The organism is Staphylococcus lutrae, assembly GCF_002101335.1.
Taxonomy (GTDB): Bacteria; Bacillota; Bacilli; order Staphylococcales; family Staphylococcaceae; genus Staphylococcus; species Staphylococcus lutrae.
In genome coordinates this window covers 1,621,951-1,645,775 of record NZ_CP020773.1, presented here as the reverse complement: position 1 = coordinate 1,645,775, position 23,825 = coordinate 1,621,951, and the positions used below count along the sequence as shown (strand labels likewise).

The 23,825-nt window shown below is 36.5% G+C and carries 23 protein-coding genes; 14 read left to right on the top strand and 9 right to left on the bottom strand.

All coding sequences use genetic code 11. From position 1 onward, the window contains the following. Window positions 1-18: 18 nt before the first annotated feature. A complete protein-coding gene (gene sbnA / locus B5P37_RS07590; protein ID WP_085237650.1) occupies window positions 19-978 on the bottom strand; it encodes a 2,3-diaminopropionate biosynthesis protein SbnA in 960 nt (319 codons plus the stop codon). Between the two features lie 231 nt (window positions 979-1,209). Between sbnA and B5P37_RS07585 the strand changes: the two genes are divergently transcribed. From B5P37_RS07585 to B5P37_RS07575, 3 genes are read left to right on the top strand one after another with little or no spacing between them, the layout of a single operon-like run. Next, on the top strand, window positions 1,210-2,193 hold the full coding sequence (locus B5P37_RS07585) for an ABC transporter substrate-binding protein (protein WP_085237649.1): 984 nt from the start codon (window positions 1,210-1,212) through the stop codon (window positions 2,191-2,193). Between the two features lie 17 nt (window positions 2,194-2,210). Further along, complete coding sequence (locus B5P37_RS07580; protein ID WP_085237648.1) at window positions 2,211-3,206, top strand: FecCD family ABC transporter permease; 996 nt, start codon at window positions 2,211-2,213, stop codon at window positions 3,204-3,206. Beyond that, window positions 3,203-4,201 carry a FecCD family ABC transporter permease gene (locus B5P37_RS07575; RefSeq protein WP_085237647.1) on the top strand — a complete coding sequence of 333 codons (999 nt, stop codon included), beginning with the start codon at window positions 3,203-3,205 and terminating at the stop codon, window positions 4,199-4,201. Before B5P37_RS07580 ends, B5P37_RS07575 begins: the two co-directional genes overlap by 4 nt. 933 nt (window positions 4,202-5,134) lie before the next feature. Here the strand turns inward: B5P37_RS07575 and B5P37_RS07570 are convergent. Further along, complete coding sequence (locus B5P37_RS07570; RefSeq protein WP_085237646.1) at window positions 5,135-5,791, bottom strand: metal-dependent transcriptional regulator; 657 nt, start codon at window positions 5,789-5,791, stop codon at window positions 5,135-5,137. A gap of 120 nt (window positions 5,792-5,911) precedes the next feature. Between B5P37_RS07570 and B5P37_RS07565 the strand changes: the two genes are divergently transcribed. The 5 genes from B5P37_RS07565 (at window position 5,912) to B5P37_RS07545 (ending at window position 9,384) form a co-directional block, all read left to right on the top strand. Then, window positions 5,912-6,691, top strand: coding sequence for a metal ABC transporter ATP-binding protein (locus B5P37_RS07565; RefSeq protein ID WP_085237645.1), 780 nt, complete (start codon window positions 5,912-5,914; stop codon window positions 6,689-6,691). Continuing rightward, complete coding sequence (locus B5P37_RS07560; protein WP_085237644.1) at window positions 6,666-7,505, top strand: metal ABC transporter permease; 840 nt, start codon at window positions 6,666-6,668, stop codon at window positions 7,503-7,505. Before B5P37_RS07565 ends, B5P37_RS07560 begins: the two co-directional genes overlap by 26 nt. After that, window positions 7,502-8,425 (top strand): manganese ABC transporter substrate-binding lipoprotein MntC, encoded by a 924-nt coding sequence (mntC, locus tag B5P37_RS07555; RefSeq protein WP_085237643.1) that lies wholly within the window; start codon window positions 7,502-7,504, stop codon window positions 8,423-8,425. The genes B5P37_RS07560 and mntC overlap by 4 nt, the downstream gene beginning before the upstream one ends. 522 nt (window positions 8,426-8,947) lie before the next feature. Beyond that, complete coding sequence (sroA, locus tag B5P37_RS07550; RefSeq protein ID WP_085237642.1) at window positions 8,948-9,151, top strand: sigS mRNA-stabilizing protein SroA; 204 nt, start codon at window positions 8,948-8,950, stop codon at window positions 9,149-9,151. Window positions 9,152-9,168: 17 nt separating this feature from the next. Next, on the top strand, window positions 9,169-9,384 hold the full coding sequence (locus B5P37_RS07545) for a DUF2922 domain-containing protein (RefSeq protein WP_085237641.1): 216 nt from the start codon (window positions 9,169-9,171) through the stop codon (window positions 9,382-9,384). 367 nt (window positions 9,385-9,751) lie between these two features. Here B5P37_RS07545 and B5P37_RS07540 read toward each other — a convergent pair whose 3' ends face one another. After that, window positions 9,752-9,970 (bottom strand): hypothetical protein, encoded by a 219-nt coding sequence (locus B5P37_RS07540; RefSeq protein WP_244898604.1) that lies wholly within the window; start codon window positions 9,968-9,970, stop codon window positions 9,752-9,754. Window positions 9,971-10,236: 266 nt separating this feature from the next. Here B5P37_RS07540 and B5P37_RS07535 point away from each other — a divergent pair, with 266 nt between their 5' ends. The 3 genes from B5P37_RS07535 to sarA all read left to right on the top strand — a co-directional run bounded on the left by B5P37_RS07535 (window position 10,237) and on the right by sarA (window position 14,496). Beyond that, window positions 10,237-11,115, top strand: a complete 879-nt coding sequence (locus B5P37_RS07535; RefSeq protein ID WP_244898603.1) for a DMT family transporter — start codon at window positions 10,237-10,239, stop codon at window positions 11,113-11,115. A 214-nt stretch (window positions 11,116-11,329) separates the two neighbouring features. Beyond that, window positions 11,330-12,649, top strand: a complete 1,320-nt coding sequence (locus B5P37_RS07530; RefSeq protein WP_085238388.1) for an ISL3 family transposase — start codon at window positions 11,330-11,332, stop codon at window positions 12,647-12,649. 1,475 nt (window positions 12,650-14,124) lie between these two features. Further along, the gene (sarA, locus tag B5P37_RS07525) at window positions 14,125-14,496 is read left to right on the top strand and encodes a global transcriptional regulator SarA (RefSeq protein ID WP_085237638.1); all 372 of its coding nucleotides are present in this window, start codon (window positions 14,125-14,127) and stop codon (window positions 14,494-14,496) included. A gap of 240 nt (window positions 14,497-14,736) precedes the next feature. Here sarA and B5P37_RS07520 read toward each other — a convergent pair whose 3' ends face one another. The 6 genes from B5P37_RS07520 to B5P37_RS07495 form a co-directional block, all read right to left on the bottom strand. Further along, window positions 14,737-15,453, bottom strand: a complete 717-nt coding sequence (locus B5P37_RS07520) for a hypothetical protein (protein WP_085237637.1) — start codon at window positions 15,451-15,453, stop codon at window positions 14,737-14,739. A 101-nt stretch (window positions 15,454-15,554) separates the two neighbouring features. Continuing rightward, window positions 15,555-16,064, bottom strand: a complete 510-nt coding sequence (locus tag B5P37_RS07515) for an SA0570 family protein (protein ID WP_085237636.1) — start codon at window positions 16,062-16,064, stop codon at window positions 15,555-15,557. Between the two features lie 86 nt (window positions 16,065-16,150). Then, window positions 16,151-16,951: an alpha/beta fold hydrolase gene (locus B5P37_RS07510; RefSeq protein WP_085237635.1), complete on the bottom strand. Its 801-nt coding sequence runs from the start codon at window positions 16,949-16,951 to the stop codon at window positions 16,151-16,153. Beyond that, the gene (locus tag B5P37_RS07505; protein ID WP_085237634.1) at window positions 16,951-17,655 is read right to left on the bottom strand and encodes an HAD family hydrolase; all 705 of its coding nucleotides are present in this window, start codon (window positions 17,653-17,655) and stop codon (window positions 16,951-16,953) included. The genes B5P37_RS07510 and B5P37_RS07505 overlap by 1 nt, the downstream gene beginning before the upstream one ends. Window positions 17,656-17,710: 55 nt before the next feature. Then, entirely contained in the window at window positions 17,711-18,661 is a 951-nt protein-coding gene (locus tag B5P37_RS07500; protein WP_085237633.1) for a FecCD family ABC transporter permease, read from the bottom strand. Next, on the bottom strand, window positions 18,651-19,529 hold the full coding sequence (locus B5P37_RS07495; protein ID WP_085237632.1) for an ABC transporter substrate-binding protein: 879 nt from the start codon (window positions 19,527-19,529) through the stop codon (window positions 18,651-18,653). Before B5P37_RS07495 ends, B5P37_RS07500 begins: the two co-directional genes overlap by 11 nt. Window positions 19,530-19,981: 452 nt before the next feature. Between B5P37_RS07495 and efeO the strand changes: the two genes are divergently transcribed. The 3 genes from efeO to B5P37_RS07480 are packed head-to-tail and all read left to right on the top strand — an operon-like array spanning window position 19,982 to window position 23,764. Continuing rightward, window positions 19,982-20,836: an iron uptake system protein EfeO gene (gene efeO / locus B5P37_RS07490; RefSeq protein ID WP_085237631.1), complete on the top strand. Its 855-nt coding sequence runs from the start codon at window positions 19,982-19,984 to the stop codon at window positions 20,834-20,836. Beyond that, on the top strand, window positions 20,833-22,059 hold the full coding sequence (efeB, locus tag B5P37_RS07485) for an iron uptake transporter deferrochelatase/peroxidase subunit (protein ID WP_085237630.1): 1,227 nt from the start codon (window positions 20,833-20,835) through the stop codon (window positions 22,057-22,059). Before efeO ends, efeB begins: the two co-directional genes overlap by 4 nt. Then, entirely contained in the window at window positions 22,040-23,764 is a 1,725-nt protein-coding gene (locus tag B5P37_RS07480; protein WP_085237629.1) for an FTR1 family protein, read from the top strand. The genes efeB and B5P37_RS07480 overlap by 20 nt, the downstream gene beginning before the upstream one ends. The last annotated feature ends 61 nt before the right edge of the window (window positions 23,765-23,825 follow it).

The window sequence follows — 23,825 nt, the reverse complement described above, 5'->3', positions numbered from 1 at the left end:
TTAAAGCTCCTTTTCTGTTTATGATTGTGTTAACTGTGCAATCCAATCTTCTGAATACACTAAATCTAAGTAGCGGTCACCTCGGTCCGGTAAAATCGTCACGATCGTCGCACCGGGTGTCACATGTTCCGTTAATTGCTGAATGGCACTGATGATTGCACCTGTTGAGCCTCCAGCAAATATCCCTTCCTCATCTAACAATCGGCGACAACCTACCACAGATTGATAGTCGCTCATATGAATGACTTCATCAATCTCAGTCGCATCTAAAATTTCCGGCACACGACTGGCCCCGATTCCAGGGAGTGCTCTGTCGCACGGTGTATCACCAAAAATAATGGACCCTTTTGCATCTACAGCTATAACTTTTGCATGCGGATGATGGGCTTTGATCTTACGACTGATGCCCATAATACTGCCTGTTGTACTCACAGGAGCAACAAAATAATCTATAGGGCGTTGTACAGTGTTGACAATTTCCGTCCCTGCACCGTAATAATGCGCTTGCCAATTCAGATCATTTGCATATTGATTAATCCAATAGCCATGTTCAGTTTCTTCTAACAATGATTGCACACGTTGAATGCGTGTCATCAAATACCCACCATGTTCATCAGGCGTATCTACCATATCGACATTTGCACCGTAACTCTGAATCATTTTTAAATTCGTCGGTGAGATTTTAGGGTCCACTACACATGTGAGCTTTAGTCCTTTAATTTTGGCTATCATCGCAAGCGCGATCCCTAAATTGCCCGACGTACTTTCAATCAAATGGGTTTTAGATGTAATTTCACCCGTTTCAAACCCACGTTCTATAATAAATTGTGCCGGTCGGTCCTTCATACTCCCACCCGGATTCATATATTCCAACTTGGCTAACACATCATGATTTGGAAACAAGCGTGCCAATCGCACAATCGGTGTTTCCCCAATACATGAAAGTAGCGAATCGTAAATCGGTTCTTTTTGATTCACTGACACATGACCTCCTTCAAATCAAAATAAATATTTCTGCTATAAATGAGAATGATTATCATTATCGTTTATGGTGGCATTATATTTATATTTAATTTATAAGTCAAATATTTATATCCATATCAAAAATATAAAAATTCTATTGACATGCTTATTTAAATTAGAGATACTAGTTGAGAATGATTCTCAATTTCTAAATCACATCAAGAAAAAAGGAGACATGAATCACTTATGAAGAAAATTTTAAAATTGCTTGTATTTCCATTAATTCTTATTCTCGTCTTATCCGCATGTGGAAATACGAATAAAAAAACCAGTGAGGAAAAAGGAAGTCAGACCACGACAATTAAGCATGCAATGGGAACGACTGAGATTAAAGGACATCCTCAAAGAATCGTTACGTTATATCAAGGCGCGACAGACGTTGCTGTTTCATTAGGTGTTAGCCCTGTCGGTGCAGTGGAATCATGGACACAAAAACCAAAATACGATTACATCAAAGATCATTTAAAAGACACACAAATCGTCGGTCAAGAACCTGCACCTAACTTAGAAGAAATTGCAAAACTGAAACCTGATTTAATCGTTGCTTCTAAAGTAAGAAATGAAAAAGTTTATGATCAGCTGTCTAAAATTGCACCGACAATTTCACAAGAGACGGTATATCAATTTAAAGATACAACTCAAATGTTAGGGAAAGCGTTAGGAAAAGAGAAAGAAGCCGATGCGCTGCTGCAAAAATATGAGGACAAAGTTAAAACTTTCCAAAAAGATGCACAGGCGAAATATGGAGAAGCTTGGCCGATTACGGCATCCGTTGTAAACTTCCGTGCAGACCAAACACGCCTCTATGCTGGAGGCTACGCTGGGGAAATCCTTCATGACTTAGGATTCAAACGTCCAGAAGCTCAACAAAAAGAGGTGGATAAAGGAAAAGATATTATTCCGCTCACATCAAAAGAAAGCATACCTTTGATTAATGCAGATCAAATTTTCATTTTCCAATCTGATCCAAATGCTAAAGACGCACAGCTCATTCAGAAAAATGAGCAAGAATGGACTTCAAGCCCACAGTGGAAAAATTTAGATGCAGTTAAAAAAGGCCATGTCGCCAATGGGATTGATGAAGTGACATGGAATTTAGCGGGAGGCTATCAATCATCACTTCAAGTCATAGATGACCTGTATGAAAAATTAGATATTAAAAAGAATTAAAAATAAGGAGTTACACTATGTCATTTAAACCGATATATCATATGATTATTGCAGGTTTATGTCTTATCGTTGTAACCCTACTCAGCTTAATGATTGGACCAACGCTTGTATCACTACCACAGTTGATACAGGCGTTCTTCCACTTTGATGCTCGAAACGATATACATACTCTTGTCATAGATTCACGTGTCTCACGTACATTGATTGCTTTATTAACCGGTGCAGCGCTTAGTGTTTCTGGATTATTAATGCAAGTCCTCACACGAAATGCTGTTGCATCTCCCGGACTCTTTGGTGTCAATGCCGGTGCAATATTTTTCGTTATCTTTTGCGTGACATGGGTGCGCATCCAATCTTTTTCAACACTCATCGTCATCGCCATCGCTGGTGCACTGTTTGTCACATTACTCGTCGTCGCTTTAGGCATGTTTAAACAAACACGTTTTTCGCCACAACGCGTCATCCTTGCAGGTGCTTCCATTTCAATGTTGTTCACAGCTTTTACGCAAGGCATGTTAATCATGAATGAAACACAATTACAAGGCTTACTTTTTTGGTTGGGTGGATCGGTGTCATTACGCAATATTTGGGAGGTCCCTTGGATTATTGTATTGATTGGTATACTTCTACTCTTAGCTTTTCTGATGGCATCACACATTAATATTTTAATGACGAGTGATGATATCGCTGCCGGATTAGGTCAAAATGTTCAGCTTACAAAATGGATATTAATTGCGCTCATTAGTGCTTTAGCAGGGAGTTCAGTTGCGCTTGCAGGCTCGATTTTATTTGTCGGTTTAATTATCCCTAATATCGCTAAACGACTGCTGCCCCCACGCTATCAACTATTAATTCCATACTCCGCATTACTCGGTGCTTGCTTAATGATCGGTTCAGATATCGTGGCACGCCTCATTATTCAGCCATTAGAATTACCCGTAGGCATTATGACTGGGGTGTTGGGTGCTATCGTCCTTATTTATATGATGAAAAAGGAAGTTTATCACGTATGAAAAATTTACAAAATCACGCTTATATTCCATTGTTTTTTGCAACATTCACTCTGATACTCGTATTCTTGTTAAGTTTAATGCTGGGTTCAAGCTACATCAGTATGATCGATCTCTTGACTTATATACGTTATCCAAGCCAGAGTATCCACCAATTTACGATTGAGGTGCTTCGACTTCCTCGTGTAACACTCGCTCTCCTAGCCGGAGCAACAATAGGTATCAGTGGTTTTCTCTTACAAAATGTATTAAAAAACCCTATTGCTTCACCGGATTTAATCGGCGTCACAGGCGGGGCGAGTTTAGGTGCGGTCATTTTTATTGCCATGTTCAGCCATCTGAGCATCCATTTACTCCCCGCTTTCGCTATCGCAGGAGGGATGACCACCATGTTGGCTTTAATGTTATTTCAATTCAAAGGGCACATCCGTCCATCCACCTTAATCATTATCGGTATTGCCCTACAAACGTTACTCATCTCATTAACACAAGGCGTCTTATTAACGACAAAGCAACTATCCGCTTCCAAAGCATATACATGGCTTGTTGGAAGTTTATACGGTGCGACATTCCAAGAAAGCATCATTTTATTTGGGGTGTTCATTGCACTCACCCCTTTGCTCTATATCATCTTACCACGGATGAAAATCGCTGCATTAAACGATTCAGTCGCGGTTGGACTTGGGTTACACTTACGACAAACACAGTACTTACAGCTAGTGACTGCAACCCTACTTGTCTCTGTTGCAGTCAGCTTCATCGGTAATATTGGGTTTGTTGGGTTGATTGCGCCTCATATTGCTAAAACATGTATTAAAAGCAATGCATTAAAACAATGCATCATGACTGCATTAGTAGGTGCAATCTCTATCATGATTGCCGATTTGATAGGTCGTACGTTATTTTTACCTAAAGAAATCCCAGCAGGTGTCTTTGTTGCTGCCTTTGGTGCGCCTTTCTTTATTTACTTATTGCTCACTGTCAAAAAATGGTCATAAATCGATGCAAAAGGCGCTCACACGAAAGCACTGCACTGGAGGACACCGCCGTTATTTTCTGAAGTCCTTCATCTTGATAGGCATAAATCGCACTTTGTCTGCTCGATTGAGTCACAACGTGCCATCTGAATCATTCAAGTTCCAATAGAAAACGCCTGGAACAGAAATGTTCAAGAAAGAAAATATATAATAGAAGTTTTTGAATTTAGAAATCATGAAATACCTTTGATACTTTATTCACAATGACCTCTGCAAAATGGCTAAAGAAATTGGGCGGTAGACCCAGATACGATTTTAGAGAGTGAATCATTACGAAAAAAGACTTCCTTTCAATGGTAATCGAAAACGCGATTGACCTAGTCCCGTCAATCGCGTTTTTATACTAAATTAAAATGTCTAAAGAGATTATCTAAGCCCTGATCATACGAATCATGAAATCAAAGCATCTTAAATATCAATTGGATAAAAGTAAATTGTTAATGCTATCAAAACATGATTAAACAAGTTGATATTTTACTAATTTTTCTGAAAAATTCCTCCTTTTTTCGAGAAAATTATGCAATGCTTTGTGTAATTAAATCTAAGGTTTTTTAATAAGGTGTGACTCCTTTCTACTCATGCCACCGCATCATTTACGCTATAGAACTCGGGTCGTATGAGAGTTCATCTTGTCTGGCGGATTCATCCATTCTACATAGCCTTAGTTATGATGTTTCTGTTCGTCGGTGCGCGTGTTTGCGTCCGACTTCCTTTAGATTCCACTTCACAATGGACACCCTTGTCTTTCGCTAACAGTGCCTATACCAAGTCTGTAACGGACTTTCACCGTCAAGGTGTTATCTGTATCGGGCGCACCAAAAACAGCCACTAAATTCTAAAAATGAATTTTAACGGCTGTTTTCGGTGCTACAATCAATTGGACTGGTGAAGTTGTTACTCAGACTCGACTTTTTCACCAAATATCACTTCGGCATTTTGATAACTGAGTACGACTTTTTCTCCTTTGTTGTCTAACTTTAATAATTGATTGATATCATCTTTTTCAATTAAGCGCACCTTGTCACCAATGGATAATGCCTTACTAGATAAGAAAACGAGCAATTCAGAACGATCTCTAACGCGCCGAATTGTTACCATATCCCCTGCTTCAAACGAGAGAAGCGGTAACTTATATATCTCCTCATATTCATGGTTTCTTGGTATAACACCGCCATGAGGACAAGTCTTAGGGTAGTTGAGCAACGCGTCTAACCGCTCTATGAACAATTTTGAAACACGATGTTCTAACACTTCAGCTTCAACGTGCACTTCTTCCCATGTGTAATTTAAAACTTCAATTAAAAACAATTCAATGAGTCGATGGCGCTTAATCACATCTAATGTATAGGTTAATCCTACTTCGGATAACTTCACACCTTTATATGGTTTCGTAATCACATAACCTTCTTTTTCTAATCGTCCTACCATTTCACTTACTGAAGGTGGCTTTATATTCAAAAAGAGTGACAATGTTTTATTGGAAACATAAGTATTTATGCCATCGTGAGTTAAAATTGCTTTGAGATAATCCTCTTTTTCCTCAGTTAACATACCTTCACCTCTCTCATATATTCACCTTATTGTATCATGAAATGAATTGTTATTGACAACTTTCAAGTTTTAATATAATTTAGTTAGGGTAACCTAATAATTTATAAAGGTGGTGGTAATATGTTATCTGTAGAAAATCTAAACTTACATTTAGGTAACAAACATGTCCTTAAAGATGTGACATTGCGTTTACCTTTTAATGGTGAAATGATTGGGATTATGGGACCGAATGGTAGTGGAAAGTCATCGCTCATCAAATCCATTATTGGCGAATTGCCCGCTAAAGGAAAGGTTTCATTGAATGCTCAACCTGTCGCCCAGCACCTTACAGACATCACTTACATTCCACAAAAGTCAGTATTAGACCTTGATTTTCCTATAAATGTACAAGATCTCGTATTAACGGGGTGTTATCAAGAAATCGGTTGGTTTCGCCGCGTTCCTTCAGCAATTCGTTCAAAAAGAGATGCACTCTTAAAAGAACTCGAATTATATGATTTGCGCAAACGACAACTTCATGCATTGAGTGGTGGACAGTTGCAACGTGTATTCATCGCACGTGCGCTGATGTCCGATAGTTTGGTATACCTTCTCGATGAACCCTTTGTCGGTATTGATTTTAAAAGTGAACACATTATATTTGATAAATTAAATCAGTTGAAGCAACAAGGCAAATTGATTTTAATCGTGCATCATGACCTTGCAACAGCGGCACACTATTTTGACCGCATTTTGCTCTTAAATCAATCTGTTGCTTTCTTCGGACCTAGCTCTGAAGCATTACAACCTGAAAATATCGAATCTGTGTTTTTAAGTCATTATCACCCAAATCGAATACAAGATACACGATCTCATAGAAAGGAGCAGACGCAACATGTCGTTCGTTCAACACCTTTTTGAATATCAATTCTTATCTCGCGCCATGTTGACTGCTGTACTGGTTGGTATCGTATGTGGTGTCGTCGGTTGCTTAATTATTTTAAGAGGCTTATCACTCATGGGAGACGCAATGAGTCACGCCGTCTTACCTGGTGTTGCACTGTCATTTTTAATCCATATTCCGATGTTTATCGGTGCACTCGTTACAGGGATGTTAAGCAGTATCATCATTGGTTATATTTCTGATACTTCAAAAACGAAAAAAGATGCTGCCATTGGGATTACTTTCACTACTTTTTTAGCGCTGGGCATCGTACTCATCAGTGTCATTCATTCCGCTACAGACTTATATCATATCCTATTTGGAAATATACTCGCGATTACTCAATCTGCATTCTATACAACTCTATTTGTAAGCATGATTGTACTCGCTTTAATATTCATCTTATATCGACCACTCAAAATGTCGACATTCGACCCTATATTTAGTCGCATGAGCGGGCTCAATACGAAAGTCATCCATTATTTTATGATGTTACTCTTGGCCCTCGTTATTGTTGCCAGTGTCCAAACGGTCGGCGTTATTTTAGTTGTCGCATTACTCATTACACCTGCGTCTACAGCTTTTTTGATTGCGAAAAAACTATCAACGATGATGCTCATTTCGAGCATTTTCAGTGTTATCAGTTCGACTCTAGGTATCTATATCAGTTTCAAGCTCAATTTACCGAGTGGTGCAGTCATCGTACTGATCTCAGCCGTATTGTATGCCTTGACATTTAGCATTATCAAACTCAAATCCAAATTACATAAAGGAGTTATTCAAACATCATGATAAAAAAATCTTTATTGTTATTTATGCTTTCTCTCACAATGTTACTTACAGCTTGTGGCTTCAAACAACAAGAAACTTCACATAAATTAAAAATCGTCACAACCAACTCTATTCTCTATGACATGACGAAAAACATTACAGGTGACAAAGCTGAAATTCACAGCATCGTTCCTGTTGGACAAGATCCTCACGAATACGAAATCAAACCTGCTGACGTTCAAGCACTCACAGATGCAGATCTTATCATTTACAATGGTTTTAATCTCGAAAGTGGAAACGGTTGGTTTGAAAAAGCATTGAAACAGGCAAATAAATCTTTAAAAGATGATACAGTCATTCAAGCTTCAAAAAACGTAACCCCTATCTACTTGAAACAAGGAGAAAAATCTGAACACAATATTGACCCTCATGCTTGGTTGAGTTTAGACAATGGAATTCAATATGTAGAAAATATTAAAGCTGCTGTTGAAAAAGCAGATTCTAAACACAAACAAGATTTTGATAAACAAGGAACAAGCTATTTAAAAGAACTTAAAACATTAAATCAAGAAAGTAAAGATAAATTCAATGACATTCCAAAAGAAAAGCGTGTCATGATTACAAGTGAAGGTGCATTTAAATACTTTGCACAACAATATGACGTGACTCCCGGCTATATTTGGGAAATCAATACTGAAAACCAAGGCACACCTTCACAAATGAAACAAGCGATTGATTTCGTGAAAAAACATCAAATTAAAAACCTGTTACTTGAAACAAGTGTAAGCGATAAAAGCATGAAAAGCCTCGGTGAAGAAACAGGAGCGAAAATATTCGGTACTGTTTACACAGATTCAATTGGTAAAGAAGGAAGCAACGGAGACTCTTATTACAAAATGATGAAATCAAATATTGAAACGATTCATCAGAGCATGCAATAAAAACGATAGCCTTGTCACTTGGATTCAATAAACGCCGTAAATTTAAACCGATTCTCACATGGATATTGCTTAGCGCTTAAATGATAAGATTCACGCCTTGATATCAAAAATCGTCCGCTGAAAGTGGTACTTCACTTGTAGTGTGATGCTGATAGTGATGAGTAGTTTTAAAAAATTTGGCATAGTCGTGAGTTTCACGGTTATGCCTTTTATGTTGCTTTCTAAACCCGTTCATTTCCACTACAGGTGGACGCTTTCTGCGGGTATGACTTGAGCCTCCTCGGAAGAAGTTCACTTCCTGCGGGGTCTCAAGACTCATGCTATCCCCGCAAGAGTCGTACCTTACGTTCCAATCAACTTCGGTTAATGTCCTTTTTACGTAACGCCGACACACATTCACGATTTTCTCTTATATAACGGATATGTACTGAACTCGTATACGCATTGCATTAAAAAATAATGATGATGGGTGTGCTTTTTTCTTTCTTTATTCGATATATAAAGTGAAAGGAGGTCAGAAACATGAACATGAATCACTTAACACTTATTCTGACGCAAACAACAACATCACCTGAAGGGAAAATCAAAAAAACGTCTCGTCGCTTTACGCAATTACAAAATGACGCAACACACGAAGATTTGAAAAAGTTCAGTCAAATTATTGAAACATTGACTGGAGAAACGTATGACACAATTGAACTTTTGACATCCGAAATCATCCAATAACGGGAGGACAATACAAGATGAATACTAAAACTTTAGAAATCACTTTCACTGATGCACTGCAAAAAAACTTCAAATTAACGTTACCCAATATTCAAACGTCTGTTACGAAAGAGATGGTTGAGACGCAAGCACAAAACTTAGTGTCATTAGGGTTACTAAAAACAAATAATGGACGCATCCAACAAGCTGCAAGCGCACATCTTATCGATAAATCCATTGTCGTTTTGTTCTAACTTTTCATATTGAACGAGGTCGCTCCTATAGCGGACCTCGTTCTTTTTGTATCAAGACAAATTTTTAGTATTACTTGTTCAAAATAACGTCTATAAGCTTTAATTCATCCATCTATTCAAATGATGTGCAGCCGTTGCTTTTCACACTACGACACGGCCTATCACCCCATATCAGGACATGCGTCCGATTGATATAAACATGCGAAATACATTTAAGTCATACTAACATGTTATGCTGTTATTTTTAGGTCGAGAGACGTCCATCCTTACACGCTTGGACAATAACACGTTGTGGATGAAATGAAAATGACCAAGGGCATACATCGTCAAGCAAACGATCTATAAAGGGGGAAGCATCCGACTCCACTCACATATTCGCTGAGTGACATGGACGAATTCGTACTTCGTCTCCATAAAACACTTTATATTTTCCAAGCTTTTGACATATCGCATATTTTTCAAACACTTCATCAATACGCGCCAATGTCTTGTAAGATTTCAGAGGATTCAACACTTCTACATACTGTCCTTCTTGAAGATTTGATGTCGCATTGACGTTAATGAAAAACAAATGTTCATTAATCACGCGTACAATTTCATGTTCCTTCAAATAATCACAACTTTCCTTTTATATAAGCCATCCGACTGTACGATGACTTATGTTGATTGACAAAAATAAATTAGAACTTTTATCGAAAAATAACTTAACATATCTTCAGTAAACAATACAATAAAATCGCCCCTAAATATACAACTTTTTGTTATACTAGTCACACATTATAGTTTAAGGTCGTGGTTTTTATGATTTCGCTGTTGCTCATTTTAGGTCTATTCGCCGGGGCTGTGATCCCCGTGCAAACATCAATTAATACGCAATTAAGTCGCTACACACAATCTACCCTCTTCGCTTCGGCTATATCGTTTTCTACTGGTGTTTTATGGTTGATTGGGATGAACCTCATATTGAATCCCGGTCATTTTTCTATTTCAGCTTTCAAACATTATCGTTTTGATTACTATTGGTACATAGGTGGATTGATGGGCGTTGTCTTTTTAACTGGAAACATATTATTGCTCTCTCGTATTGGCGCATCATTAACGGTCGTTTCCAGTATTACAGGGCAAGTGCTGATGAGCGTCCTCATCGATACATATGGGTGGTTTCATGTACACGTACAGACCCTATCCATGATGAAAGTGCTAGGCATACTATTACTACTCATTGGAATTGTTTTTATGAATTTAAAAAGAAAGTCATCATTAACCCCACAATCTCAACATCACTTTTTATGGATTGCGTTTGCCGTTGTCATCGGCTTTGCACCTCCAATACAAACAGCGGTCAACAGCCATCTCGGCCAAACTTTAAATTCGCCCTATTTTTCCTCACTCATATCATTTACAGTTGGGGCAATCGCATTAACACTTTTAACAGCATTTGTACATAAGCGTTTCACTATAAAATCCACTGTCCCCTCACACGGGTCATTAAAATGGTGGCATTTTATCGGAGGCGCGCTCGGTGGCATTTTTGTAACGACCAATATTATCTTAACGCCTCATATCGGCGTCACTTTGACACTCATTACCGTCATGCTCGGTCAAATGATTGCGGGTGCGTTCATCGATCACTTGGGGCTTCTCGGTTTACCTTCACGCTCTATCACAAAGCCGCGTTTATTAGGATTGAGCCTCATCATCATTGCCATTGCAATCATTCAATTCAACTAATATGGTCATAAACTTTATAGGTAAATAATCAAAAATATCATCTATATCCCTCAATTGTATGGTGAGAGAATCAGATGATATTTTGGTTCTATACTTTTAACGGTTGGTGAGTTTTTCACTGGCCGTTATTTTTGTTTTAAATTCAAAAATAGCACAAATATCTCTATAATTGTAAGTGACAAAACCAACAAATTAAGGAGAGATATTCGTGCCTATGTATAATGATATATCAGAAATGATTGGAATAAAAGTATCAAATTTAAAAATCACTGAATGTTTAGGTATTCAAACCTTCAAGAACGTTCAATCATTGTTTTATAAAGGGGTTTTAACTTATCAACCTAAAGGTTGTGAGTGTTGTGGTATCAAGAATGAGCAACACACAGTTATTAAAAATGGCTTTCGCAGTACAAGAGTGTATATGGGGCTTATTCTTGAAAGGCCTAGTTATCTTGTGTTAAAAAAGCAACGCTTCTATTGTAAAGCTTGTGGTCAAACTTTTACGGCTAAAACACCATATATAGAACCGCGTTGTACAATTTCTAATGACGTAAAACTAATGGTGACGAGAAAGCTCGCCACTGTCATATCTGAAAAAGATATAGCGAATAGTGTTTTAGTTTCACCTTCAACTGTTCATCGGTATTTGAAAGACCTAGGGGAAGCAGTAAAAACACAACCTAGTGATATATTGCCCCAACATTTATCCTTTGATGAATTTAAGTCAACTAATGATGTCGACAGCTCTATGAGCTTTATATACTGTGATAGTATCACGCATGATATTATTGATATCTTGCCAGATCGACGTAAGTTCAAGTTGGAAGAATACTTTTTAAGATTCTCAAGAAAGCAGCGTGAAGGAGTTAAAAGTGTTTCTATTGATATGTATCCACCATACATGTCGCTAATTCAATCATTATTTCCCAATGCAGATATTATCTTAGACCGTTTTCATATTGTTCAAGCGGTTAACCGTGAAATCAATCACAGTCGCGTTAAAACAATGAATAGTTTTAAGACTAGAGAAAAACCCAAGTACAATAAATTAAAACGGTATTGGAAGCTTTTATTAAAATCTCCAATTGAATTAGACAGAGTCCACTATCACTCGTTCAGACTTTTTAATACATGGCATAGTCAGTATAGTTTAGTACAATTCTTGTTAACTTTTGATGAAGAATTCCAATTAACGTATGAAGCAGGACATCATATTCTAGAAACTCTAAGATCAAATAACATTGAACAATTAGAGGAAGCATTACAACGTTCGAAGAGTTTAAATATTTCAAATGGACTCAAACGTGTTATTAACACACTCATAAAATATATACCTTATATTTCAAATACGATTCAAAATCCTCATTTGACCAATGGTCCAATTGAAGGTATTAACAATAAAATAAAGCTTATTAAGCGTGTCTCTTATGGTTATAGAAATTTTTATAACTTTAGAAATAGGATTTTAATTATTTCAAGGTTATACGTAAGTGAATATAAAAAACGTACTAAGCAACAAAAAATTGCCACTTAGTACGATATTTCTTCACCAACCGACGTTGACAAAGAGCCGATATTTTTGATTTTCACCTATATATGTAAAATTTTTAACAAAATATTGCAAATCTTTAGCTATATTTTGCGTTTCATTAATTATTATCAAAATAAAATGCATATTAATATAAAGATATTACATATAATCTCAAACTTTACAAATAAATATATGTGATTTTGATTTACGATGGAAAAATATTTTATATCATTATAATATAAATTGTCATTTACTTAGCAATCGTTTATTAAAATGATGTCTATCCTTTAACATGCTACCCTTTTATAATGATATCGAATGTCTCAAAATGATTCTGACATTGACACGATACACAATAAAATAACTTTTCCTTCCCATTTTTCAGTCGCGAACAATCCTTTTCCTCATCGTCTTCTTTATCAAACAACTTTAGCACGCATGCTCAATTGCGTAGTGAAGAAGTTCAAAAACGCTTATGGTTACAGAATTCACACCGATACCTGCCTTTAATCGCATGCCTCATTCTTCAAACTAGTGTATTCAGTTATAGTGATGTTTCAATGATAACAATGACTTTAAAATAAAGCAATGAAGCCGTTTCACGGCAATAGCAATCCCTCATCCAATTATTCCTATTGTGCATTTGCATAAAATTTATCGACTAGATTTTCCATAAAAGCGCACAAATTAGAACTTAATTGTACAACGTGTTTTATATTCAATCTTTCCTCTTTCTGATCAATATTTCCAACTCAAATGGTGAACGCTTCTCGGCCAACTCTCATATTTTAATAGTTAAAAAATAACTGTTATTTCTATGATTTCACTCTCATTTTAACATGATAATATGGAAGAGATTCCGTATATCAATTCATTATTAAAGCAAAATAATCACTCCTTTTCACCCTATGATTTCAACACTAAAAAGGCATATCCTCATTGCTTTTTTCAACTCAAATACTCGCCCAATCATCACTCAATTGTTATATATAAAAACAGTAAATACATCAATCGAATAATAAATTATGATAGAATAAACAAGCAACTTTTAAATTAATAAATGCGTTTTTATTGGCTAAAAAGTTGTTAAGAATCCCAATGCAAATATTTTTAAACCAAGTTAAACGCAACTTTAAATACATTTTTACTTTTTCACATCTTTTTAGTTATTTTTATGCAAATTATGGGTATGTAAACATATATAACAACTTATATTGAGGCGTTTGAATTTATTTCTTTAACATTTAAGCGTTGTGAAATGTTGAAGCGTCTTATTTTACAAATGTTTACCAATTAGATATAATATATTAAATAATTCGGATGTTAAAAAATATATTATAATTTATACTAGTGCGTTTTTGTGGTGTGAGGCACACTTTGTTTGCTATAATATAAGATGTTATTGGGATTTTCTAGAAATGTAGAGTTTTTATTACATTTCATCACGTTAAGGGTAATATATATGGGAGGTTATGCGAATGGCTGTTACAAGAGTTAAAGATTGTTTTGAATTGTTATCTATGGTGACTTATGCGGATAGATTAAAGAGCGTGATCAAAAAGGAATTTAAAATTAGCTTTGAGGAGTTTGCTGTTTTAACACACTTAAGCTATAGAATAGAAGAGGAGTATTACTTAAAAGATATTATTAACAACTTAAACTACAAACAACCACAAGTCGTTAAAGCGGTTAAAAATTTATCTCAAGAAGGATACTTCGACAAACGACGAAATGAAAACGATGAGCGAACTGTGCTTATTTTAATCAATGATCAACAACGTGAAAAAATCGATGCGTTATTAAATCGCGTGAATGATACAATCAAATCTACCGATATTAGACCACAATAATCACAAGAAACACCTACAGAATAGAAATGATCAAAAAACCATGCAGCATCAGCCATCACACTGATGTCGCATGGTTTTTTGTTGTGAAAAGATATATATAATTCCAATCGCGATTTCAAATAATGACGCAGATGATAAACATTTTTACATTATCAAACACAAACGGACGAGTGAAATAAACTAATCCATCCCACTCGTCCGATCGATCACCCTATATTTCTAAAGCGTTTTTCTATGTCATTAGGACTTTTTTCTAGTCGATAATTCTATTGTGTAAAAAATAATAAGCACTAAAATCATCACCCAAATCGCAATAGAAATCAGTTGTGCGGCTTGCTCATCTGGCACGATGACATCAATGGTTTTCTGAAGTAGCAATAATCCGATTCCTGTATACTCTAAATATTTGCGATATAGACCAAAAGCTGTCACCATCAATCCAATTAGCGCAATGACCATATGCATATATTGTGTGACAACATGAATGCCTAAGTAAAAGTCAAACGCATTCATTAAAATCAAAATGACCGCGATAATGGCTAACGCTCCGCCAGCATAACTTTCTAATTTATTTCGATATAAGTAATTTTTATGCATGATGCGTGTATAGATAATGATTGATATCGGTAAAATAACAAACATATATACCAACGATAATCCCGTCGCCGCACCAAAAGGTATCAATTGTTTATCATATAGAGAAGAGATCAAAATAAAATTAATAATAAAGAATACGACAGGATTAAACTGTATAATAAATAAGTTTTTTTGAATCGTTAATATAATCTCAGCTGGAGACTTTTGACGATATTCAATATAGTCTTTATCTTCTGCTTCTGACTTTTGAATATCTTTTCTCAAATTTTCTTTCACATCATCAATTAAATTAGGTGCAACACCTTTATGTGTAAAATAATCTTCAACATTCTCCAATAAAGTCCGATCGTTAGGTCTCATATAATCCTCCGTCTCATTTGATACATCGTCTTATTATGTCAGTAAGCGAGACGCGCAGACACTTGCTCTTGATGCACGTTATTCATCATGATGACTCTTATTTAATTTGCTTCCAAGTCAATGCGGTATAACTTTAACGTTTTGTCGTGTGGATTGGATGATGTGAACTGATATGAAACAGGGCCATCTGAGATGTAACCACTATTTCCTGTGATATTGTTAAAATGTAAACGCATGATTGCACGTGAACTGACTTGCTTTTTCACATCGTCATATTTAGGACCATTCAGTTCGTCATAGCTCATGCTAATGCGCTTCACTTTCGCATGCCGACCCGCACCATTGGCTGTAACAATCATCTGACCCTTATCCGTATGATATTCGTAATATTCCTCTTTCCCATTGGCGTTAGTTGTATGAATCCCTTTTCCTTTATCTTCAAGCACCTTGCCCATTTTTTCACCAATAGCCACGCCTTCAATCTCTTGATCACCATTCTGTAGCGCTTTGACTGACTCCAAGCTATTCCCTGTCATTGCATTAGCTGAACCTGTATAAACACCTGAAAATGTAAGTCCTGTTATAAGTAACACGCTTGCCAACTTTTTCATAGGGTTCACACTCCTCTTTCTCTTTATCGTATTCACCCTTATCATACCCTAAAGTCCACGGGAATAACAGTTATATTACAAAAAGATTACAGATCCATATTATGCGTCGTTCTTTGCATAAAGTTTTTCACCGTTTTCAGGAACTTCTCTTTTTCTTCTACAAAGGGATAGACACCTGATTTCTTAAATAACGCGTACGTGGCATTCGGCAATAATTGCGCCACATATTCAGATTCGTTTGGTATCACACGTTCATTCGCCACACCTGCAATCACTAACGTCCGCACATGTACTTCCGGTAAAAATCCTTCCAAATCAATGTCTGTGAACGATTCCTCTACTGCCGTTTTTTCAAAATCAGTTAATAACGCTGCAGAGTCATTCACACCTTTAAGAAATCGACGTACTTTCCCATTGGCGAAATAGAGATGTTTATCTAAATACTTCGCCTGTTCCGCTTCACTCCATGTTCGGATTTTCTCGGCGTATTTACGAAACAGTCGCTCATCAGGTAAAACTTCTTCTTCCACTGTCGGATTAATCAAAATCAACTCCGACACTTTTTCTGGCGCTCGACGTACTAAATCTAAAGCGACAGCACTGCCTAATTCAATGCCAATCACTGTTGCACACTCGATATATAAAAAGTCCATCAATTCTTTTAAGTCTTGGCTATACTCAGGGAAATCAATTTGTAAAGGTTTATCTGAATAGCCATGACCTCTTAAATCAATAAGAATGACTTGAAAATAACGTGATAAGCGCTTGGCAATATCTTCAAAAATCGTATGGTTCATGTAGATAGAATGTACCATTACAATTGGATAGCCTTTACCCATAGAGCGGTAATTCAAGGCCGTACCATCTGATGCTTTAAATAATTGCATTACTTTTCAGCCTCCCGTTTAATATTTAAAATATCTAGTAATTCTTCAAGCGTTGTAATTTCAAAATCCATTTCTGAATCGAGTGGCACGACTTCGTCCGCTTGTTCACCGTGACGATACCAAACACTCACCATTCCCATAGCTCGCGCTGGCGCCACATCGTTTAATGCATCATCCCCTACATAGATCACCTGTTCCGGTTGTACGTCTAACTTTTCTAATAAATCTTCATAAATTCGTGGGTGTGGTTTTCGAAAGCCGACATTTTCCGAAGTCGTCAAGTGATTGACGTAAGACTCTATTCCTAATGCATAAACACGATAACGCTTAATTTTAGACTTACCATTCGCAATGACACCAATTTTGTAATTCGCTTCTTTTAATTTTCGTAAAGTGTATGTCGTATCATAAAACGGAAACACGTAACGATAAAAATGCATTTCAAAATCATGAAATAAGTCTTTCCAAGTTAAACGATCTATATTAAATCGCTTAATCATTTCTTTATACAAATCTGGTTTGTCATGATCGGCATCATCATCCAGCTCTATAAATTTTTTACGAAAGTCTGAAGCCTGTACGCGCACCAAATAATCATGAAATCGTTCATATTGTTCTTCAATAAATTTTTCGCGTGATTTCTGACGGTCTAACAGTGTACCTTCTAAATCAAAGATCACGGCTTTAATTTGTGTTAAGTCCATAGTCTACCCCATTACTTCATCTTTTAAATAATATTATACTATATGCGTCAATGATTTATCGGCGGTCCATCACCATGAGATATAACATCAATGGAATGCCTAAAACCGCCAATACGATGCTTGCCGGAATTTGAATCGGTGCGAACCACTGTGCGCCTATAACATCGGCAGCGACCATGATTGTGCCCCCAATCAAAACATTTAAACCCATTTTAAAAAGCAAGTGCCCTCGACTCATCCGATGCACAAATTGAGGAATGACCATCCCAATAAATCCAATCACACCGACAAAACCAATCATCACGGCTGACAACATCGTCACAAGAACGAGTATGCTTAATGATAAACGTTCGACGTTTAAACCCAATGCAGCGCTCGACCATTCATTCATTTGCAACAACTTTATTTGAGATGTCCAAAAAACCAATAGCCCGCCTACCACTAAAAGTAATAAACTGACAACAATGACTTCTCGATACTCTGCTGCAGAAAATCCCCCAAACATATAAGCGACAATATTTTGTAAGCGTTGAGGATTGAATTGAACGAGTATAAACAATACCGCATTCAATAACGCCCCTATTAAAATACCTGCTAAAATCAATCCTCGGGTCGGATTGCCTTTTGATAAGGCGTAGGCAATCATCATTACAATCAACAATGAGACCATTCCCATCGCTATCGCAAAAGGGGCAATCCAAACAAAAGGAAGGCCAAGCATAACAGCAGAGGCTGCACCAACTGTCGCCCCATTCGCCAAACCGAGCGTATAACTATCTGCGAGCGGATTATTTAATATAATCTGAAACATTTGCCCTGCAAGCGTGAGTCCCATTCCAACGAACAGCGCTAAGAGTGTGCGTGGCAACCGCACCTCTACAATCAACGTCTGCGTTAAAGGACTCCCCCATTCCAACTGACTCAATAAGCTGTATGCACAGACAAGCATTAAAAGAAGGCTCCATGTACTCATGGCCATGAAACCTTTGATTTTCCTATTTTTCATAAATGGCATCTCTCAACATTTTCATCGCCTCATCCAAACGCGGTCCAGGACGCGATAACATATCATCGTTGAGTGCTATCACACGTTGCGCTTTGACCGCCTTGATTTCATCAAACCCACCACGTTGTTGCACTTCTGATCGATAGGCTTCTGTTGACACACCCGTTGTCGCAATCATTACATCAGGATTCTTCTTGATGATTTGCTCTTTGCTTACTTTGGGCCAACCTTGAACATCTGCAAATATGTTTTGCGCATGCAGTTGCTTAAGCATATCGTTCATAAATGTTTCTCCACCTGCCGCATAAATTTCAGGTGTTGATGCAATCTCAATAAACACTCGCGGTTGTGCTTTGTCGGGAATTTGTTTTACCACTTCTGCAATATGCTGTTTCGTTTCACTCACAAGCGCTTCTGCCTTTTTTTCTGTTCCAGTGACCTTACCAATTTGTTTGAAACTGTCATACATCTCTTCAATCGAATGTGCATCTTTAACATAGACGACTTGAATGCCACGCTCACTCAAGCGATCGAGTACTTTTCCTTGTGTCGCTTTTTGAGATTCATGCGCTAATATCAAGTCCGGCCGTGCTTTAATGAGGGCTTCTTCATTCAAATGTAAAGCATCAAATTGCTGCTTATTGCGCACTTCTTTTGGATAATCATCTACAGTTGAAACACCGACAATTTTATCTCCAAGTCCTAGTTCATATAAAATTTCCGTATTGCTCGGTATTAATGAAATCACCCGTTTGGGGACTGTATCAGAAGATCCCTCAGTCTTTTTGGTCTGATTTTCATTAGCATCACACCCAACAAGTATGAAAATCATTATGATGATTACGGTTACAAACCATTTAAATTTCATCGTTTCACTCCTATTTTCATCGTATTTGTTTATCTTATCATTTTTCATAGTTTTATAGTGTTTGAATTTATTTTTATTTTGAAATTTTACTGTATTTTTGTTTAAAGACCTTTATTCGTTCCACCTCTTATTATTTCTCTTAAAGCGTGTAAATATTTCATGTTGATTAAAAACAAAAGCATTCATCATCAACAATCAAGCATAAATAAATAACAAATGAAGAAATTTATATTAAATATTCAATTTGATAAAATCTATTAATAAACTATATTGACAATTATGGATACCTCGGAATATAATTAATTGAAAATGATTATCAATTGATAAAGTGTTTGCTGTTGTATGCGGTTTCAGCACATCACATTCAGGCGTGTTGATTTTACACAAAACATTTATCTTAGCAAGCAACCACGATCATTATCATAATCTATTATATCGATGAGGTGAAAACTATGAAAAAAATGACAACGGTCTTATTAGCATCGTCACTTCTACTCACTGCATGTGGGAATCAAAATCATGATGATAAACCAAAAGGGAAATCATCAAAGGGAAGTACTGAAAGCACGGCGGCGTTAGAGAAAGCAACACAAGAATATAAAAAGTTTACAGATAATGAGTTAGATCAATTCCTTGTTGGAACTGAAGACTTTGTCCAAGCCATTAAAAATGATGATAGAGAAAAAGCGAAATCATTATATCCGAAAGTACGCATGTATTATGAACGTTCTGAACCTGTTGCTGAATCGTTTGGAGATTTAGACCCTAAAATTGACGCACGACTCGCAGACCTGAAAGAAGAAAACAAAGAACAAGAATGGACAGGTTATCACAAAATCGAGAAAGCCCTATTTGAAGATCAAATCATTAATGACACGACAAAAAAAGATGCTGATCAACTGTTAAAAGATACGAAGGAATTACGTGCAAAAGCAGACACTTTAGATATTACACCCAAATTAATGCTCCAAGGATCTGTCGACTTACTCAATGAAATTTCAACTTCTAAAATTACTGGTGAAGAAGAAATTTATTCTCACACTGACCTGTACGACTTTAAAGCTAATATTGAAGGTGCCGAAAAAATATATGAACTTTTCAAACCTACTTTAGATCAAAAAGATAAAGATTTAAGTCAAAATATTAAATCAAAATTTGATAAAGTCAATCAATTATTAGACAAATATAAAAAAGATGATGGCTACATTTTATATACTGAATTAACTGACTCACAGAAAAAAGAACTCTCCAATGCGGTCAATGAACTGGGTGAACCATTGAGTCAAATGGCAGTGGTTACAGAATGACACAACAAAACAACCATAATGAGACGATTTATTCACGCCGATCATTCCTCAAAATGTTAGGCGTTGGGGGCGCGGGCATCGCGATAGGGGCTAGCGGTGTTGGAAGTATCTTCTCATTTAAATCGATGTTCGATACCCCCCAAGATGAATCAGACACAGCATATCAATTTTACGGTAAAGTTCAACCTGGTATTACGACCCCACCGCAAAAAAACATCCATTTAGCTGTATTAGATTTGAAAAATAAAGATACGACAGTCATTCGAAAAATGTTTAAATCTTGGACACAAAGTGCTCTGAACATGATGCAGGGCAAAGCAATTGGAAAGGCAACAAGCAATACTTTGCTCCCACCTGTTGACACCGGAGAAGCGTTAGATCTTGATGCAAACAAATTAACTCTTACTTTCGGTGTGAGTAGAAACTTTTTACAACAATTAGGACTTAAAAGTAAAATCCCTCACTCATTTAAAGATTTGCCACATTTTCCAAATGATCAGTTAGATAAAGCCATTACAGGCGGAGATATCTTCATTCAAGCGTGTGCAGACGATCCACAAGTCGCCTTCCATGCCATTCACAACTTAATTCGACCTTATCTCGATGTTGTTCAAGTGAAATGGTCTGAGACAGGTTTCATTTCTGGAAAAGGCAAAGAGACTCCGCGAAATTTAATGGCATTTAAAGATGGGACACAAAACCCTCGTGACACAAAAGGTTATAAAAATTATGTATTTCTAGACGACGGTTGGGCAAAGTATGGTACCTATTGTGTATTAAGAAAGATTCAAATCCATATCGAAACGTGGGATCGCACAGCTTTAGAAGAACAAGAAGCAACATTTGGACGTCATCGCGCATCTGGTGCCCCATTAGGCAAAAAAAATGAGTTTGATGATATGGACTTATCAGCAAAAGATGCACAAGGAGCGGATGTTATTCCAAAAGATGCCCATACACGCTTAGCAAAGGAAGCTAATACAGAAATTTTACGTCGTGCTTATAACTATATGCGTGGTACAGACAATAAAACAGGGAACTACGACGCAGGACTATTATTTATTTCATTCCAGAAACATCCACAACAATTTATTGATATACAAAATAGTTTAGGCTCAAAAGATAAACTAAATGAATATATTACACATAGAGGGTCCGGATTATTTTTAATTCTCCCTGGCGTCAAAAAGGGAGGTTACTTAGGTGAAGCATTATTTAATTAAATGTGTTATCGTTGCTATCCTATTGAGTGCCTTCACTAAAATCCTTCCTGTTACTGCTGCTGAAAATGAAAAAGATTTTAATGATGTCTATGTCGCTATTTCAGATGCAAAGTCAGCATTACAAAATAAAAACCAATCTGACACTGCTAAAAAGAACAGTATTGAGCAAGTGGAAAAGCAAGTCCATGCCTTAAAACTTGATCATTCTGAAGAAGGACAACGTGTCGCATCCGATTTAAAAAATTTAAATACCGCTCAATCTACTGAAAAGCAAAAAGCGCAACTTTCAGAATTAACAAAGTCACTCATTGCTTATGAAAAGACACACAATCAAACAGACAATAAAGCAGCGATTAAAACGTTACAGTCCTTAATTAATCAACAAGAATCCGTCATTAAAAAAGCCATAAAAGATAACAATCAAGAAAAATTAAAGCAAATTAATGGTACGCTTAATTCAATATGGACAAAACATGAATCCGTCATTAGAAACAAAAATGTGGATCAATACGGTCAAATTGAAGTTTATTTAATGCAATTAAGGGTGTCTATCGAAAAAGAACCGTTAAATACTCAAAAAGTCGACTCAAGTTGGCAGTCTTTCAAATCAGCAATCAATCAAGCTGATCAAACCGTAGGAAACAAACATAAACGTCAATACCATGCAACAGATTTAAACATATATCTCAATCAATCGATTCAAGCAATTGATCGAGGAGATTTGAAGCAAGCCGATCAATCACTTAGTCAATTCATCAAAACATGGCCGTATGTAGAAGGCCAAATCCAAACGAAAAACATCAGTCTTTACAATAAAATTGAAAACCGTATCCCCTACTATCAAGGTATATTAGACAATACTAACAAAGATGATGTAAAAAAAGCATTGACCACTATTAACCAAGAAATTGCAGAAACAGTTGGCAAGCAAGGTTATACTTCATGGGATGTCATGCTCATATTTTTACGTGAAGGATTAGAAGTATTACTCATTGTTATGACATTGACAACGATGACACGCCAAATGCACGATAGAAAAGGCACAGTAAGTGTTTTAGGCGGCGCCATAGCGGGATTAATCATCAGTTTATTACTCGCATTTTTGTTTATCCGCTTACTTGGCGATAGCGGTATACTCAGAGAAGGTATGGAAGCCGCTCTAGGATTGATTGCTGTATTCTTAATGTATATTGTCGGAATATGGATGCATCAACGTTCAAATGCGAGACGCTGGGATGCAATGATGCAATCGATGTACAATAAGGCCGTTCAAAACCGAAATCTTCTATTACTAGGCACCATTGGAGGCATCACCGTATTAAGAGAAGGTGTTGAAATTATAGTTTTTTATATGGGAATGGTCGGTAGCATTACAGCGATACACTTTATTTTAGGCATTGTTTACGCACTTGCCATTTTAACTGTATTTGCATTCTTATATCGCTTTATCATTAAATTAATCCCGATTTATTATATTTTTAAGTTCTTATCATTCATTTTATTTATCATGGCATTCAAAATGCTTGGAATGAGCATTCAAAAGTTACAATTATTAGATATCATATCGAGACACAGTTTAGAAAATGTTCCTACGCTAAGTTGGGTTGGTTTCTATCCAACGATTGAAACACTTGTAGCACAAATGATTTTCATGATATTTGTGGGACTCATTTACACGTTTAAAGCAAATAAGAAACCTAAATAATCTGTTAAAAAACTGCAAAACTAAAGTACACACAGATCAAATATGCTAACCCGATTATCGT

Bases quoted from the DNA above. Each gene is read 5' to 3' on its own strand.
- B5P37_RS07560 (WP_085237644.1), top strand. From the start codon at position 6,666: ATGTCGTTCGTTCAACACCTTTTTGAATATCAATTCTTATCTCGCGCC.
- B5P37_RS07495 (WP_085237632.1), bottom strand. From the start codon at position 19,529: ATGAAATTTAAATGGTTTGTAACCGTAATCATCATAATGATTTTCATA.
- B5P37_RS07505 (WP_085237634.1), bottom strand. From the start codon at position 17,655: ATGGACTTAACACAAATTAAAGCCGTGATCTTTGATTTAGAAGGTACA.
- B5P37_RS07580 (WP_085237648.1), top strand. From the start codon at position 2,211: ATGTCATTTAAACCGATATATCATATGATTATTGCAGGTTTATGTCTT.
- B5P37_RS07565 (WP_085237645.1), top strand. From the start codon at position 5,912: ATGTTATCTGTAGAAAATCTAAACTTACATTTAGGTAACAAACATGTC.
- efeB (WP_085237630.1), top strand. From the start codon at position 20,833: ATGACACAACAAAACAACCATAATGAGACGATTTATTCACGCCGATCA.
- B5P37_RS07515 (WP_085237636.1), bottom strand. From the start codon at position 16,064: ATGAAAAAGTTGGCAAGCGTGTTACTTATAACAGGACTTACATTTTCA.
- B5P37_RS07530 (WP_085238388.1), top strand. From the start codon at position 11,330: ATGTATAATGATATATCAGAAATGATTGGAATAAAAGTATCAAATTTA.
- efeO (WP_085237631.1), top strand. From the start codon at position 19,982: ATGAAAAAAATGACAACGGTCTTATTAGCATCGTCACTTCTACTCACT.
- sroA (WP_085237642.1), top strand. From the start codon at position 8,948: ATGAACATGAATCACTTAACACTTATTCTGACGCAAACAACAACATCA.
- B5P37_RS07545 (WP_085237641.1), top strand. From the start codon at position 9,169: ATGAATACTAAAACTTTAGAAATCACTTTCACTGATGCACTGCAAAAA.
- mntC (WP_085237643.1), top strand. From the start codon at position 7,502: ATGATAAAAAAATCTTTATTGTTATTTATGCTTTCTCTCACAATGTTA.
- B5P37_RS07585 (WP_085237649.1), top strand. From the start codon at position 1,210: ATGAAGAAAATTTTAAAATTGCTTGTATTTCCATTAATTCTTATTCTC.
- sarA (WP_085237638.1), top strand. From the start codon at position 14,125: ATGGCTGTTACAAGAGTTAAAGATTGTTTTGAATTGTTATCTATGGTG.
- B5P37_RS07500 (WP_085237633.1), bottom strand. From the start codon at position 18,661: ATGAAAAATAGGAAAATCAAAGGTTTCATGGCCATGAGTACATGGAGC.
- B5P37_RS07570 (WP_085237646.1), bottom strand. From the start codon at position 5,791: ATGTTAACTGAGGAAAAAGAGGATTATCTCAAAGCAATTTTAACTCAC.
- B5P37_RS07510 (WP_085237635.1), bottom strand. From the start codon at position 16,951: ATGCAATTATTTAAAGCATCAGATGGTACGGCCTTGAATTACCGCTCT.
- B5P37_RS07520 (WP_085237637.1), bottom strand. From the start codon at position 15,453: ATGAGACCTAACGATCGGACTTTATTGGAGAATGTTGAAGATTATTTT.
- B5P37_RS07575 (WP_085237647.1), top strand. From the start codon at position 3,203: ATGAAAAATTTACAAAATCACGCTTATATTCCATTGTTTTTTGCAACA.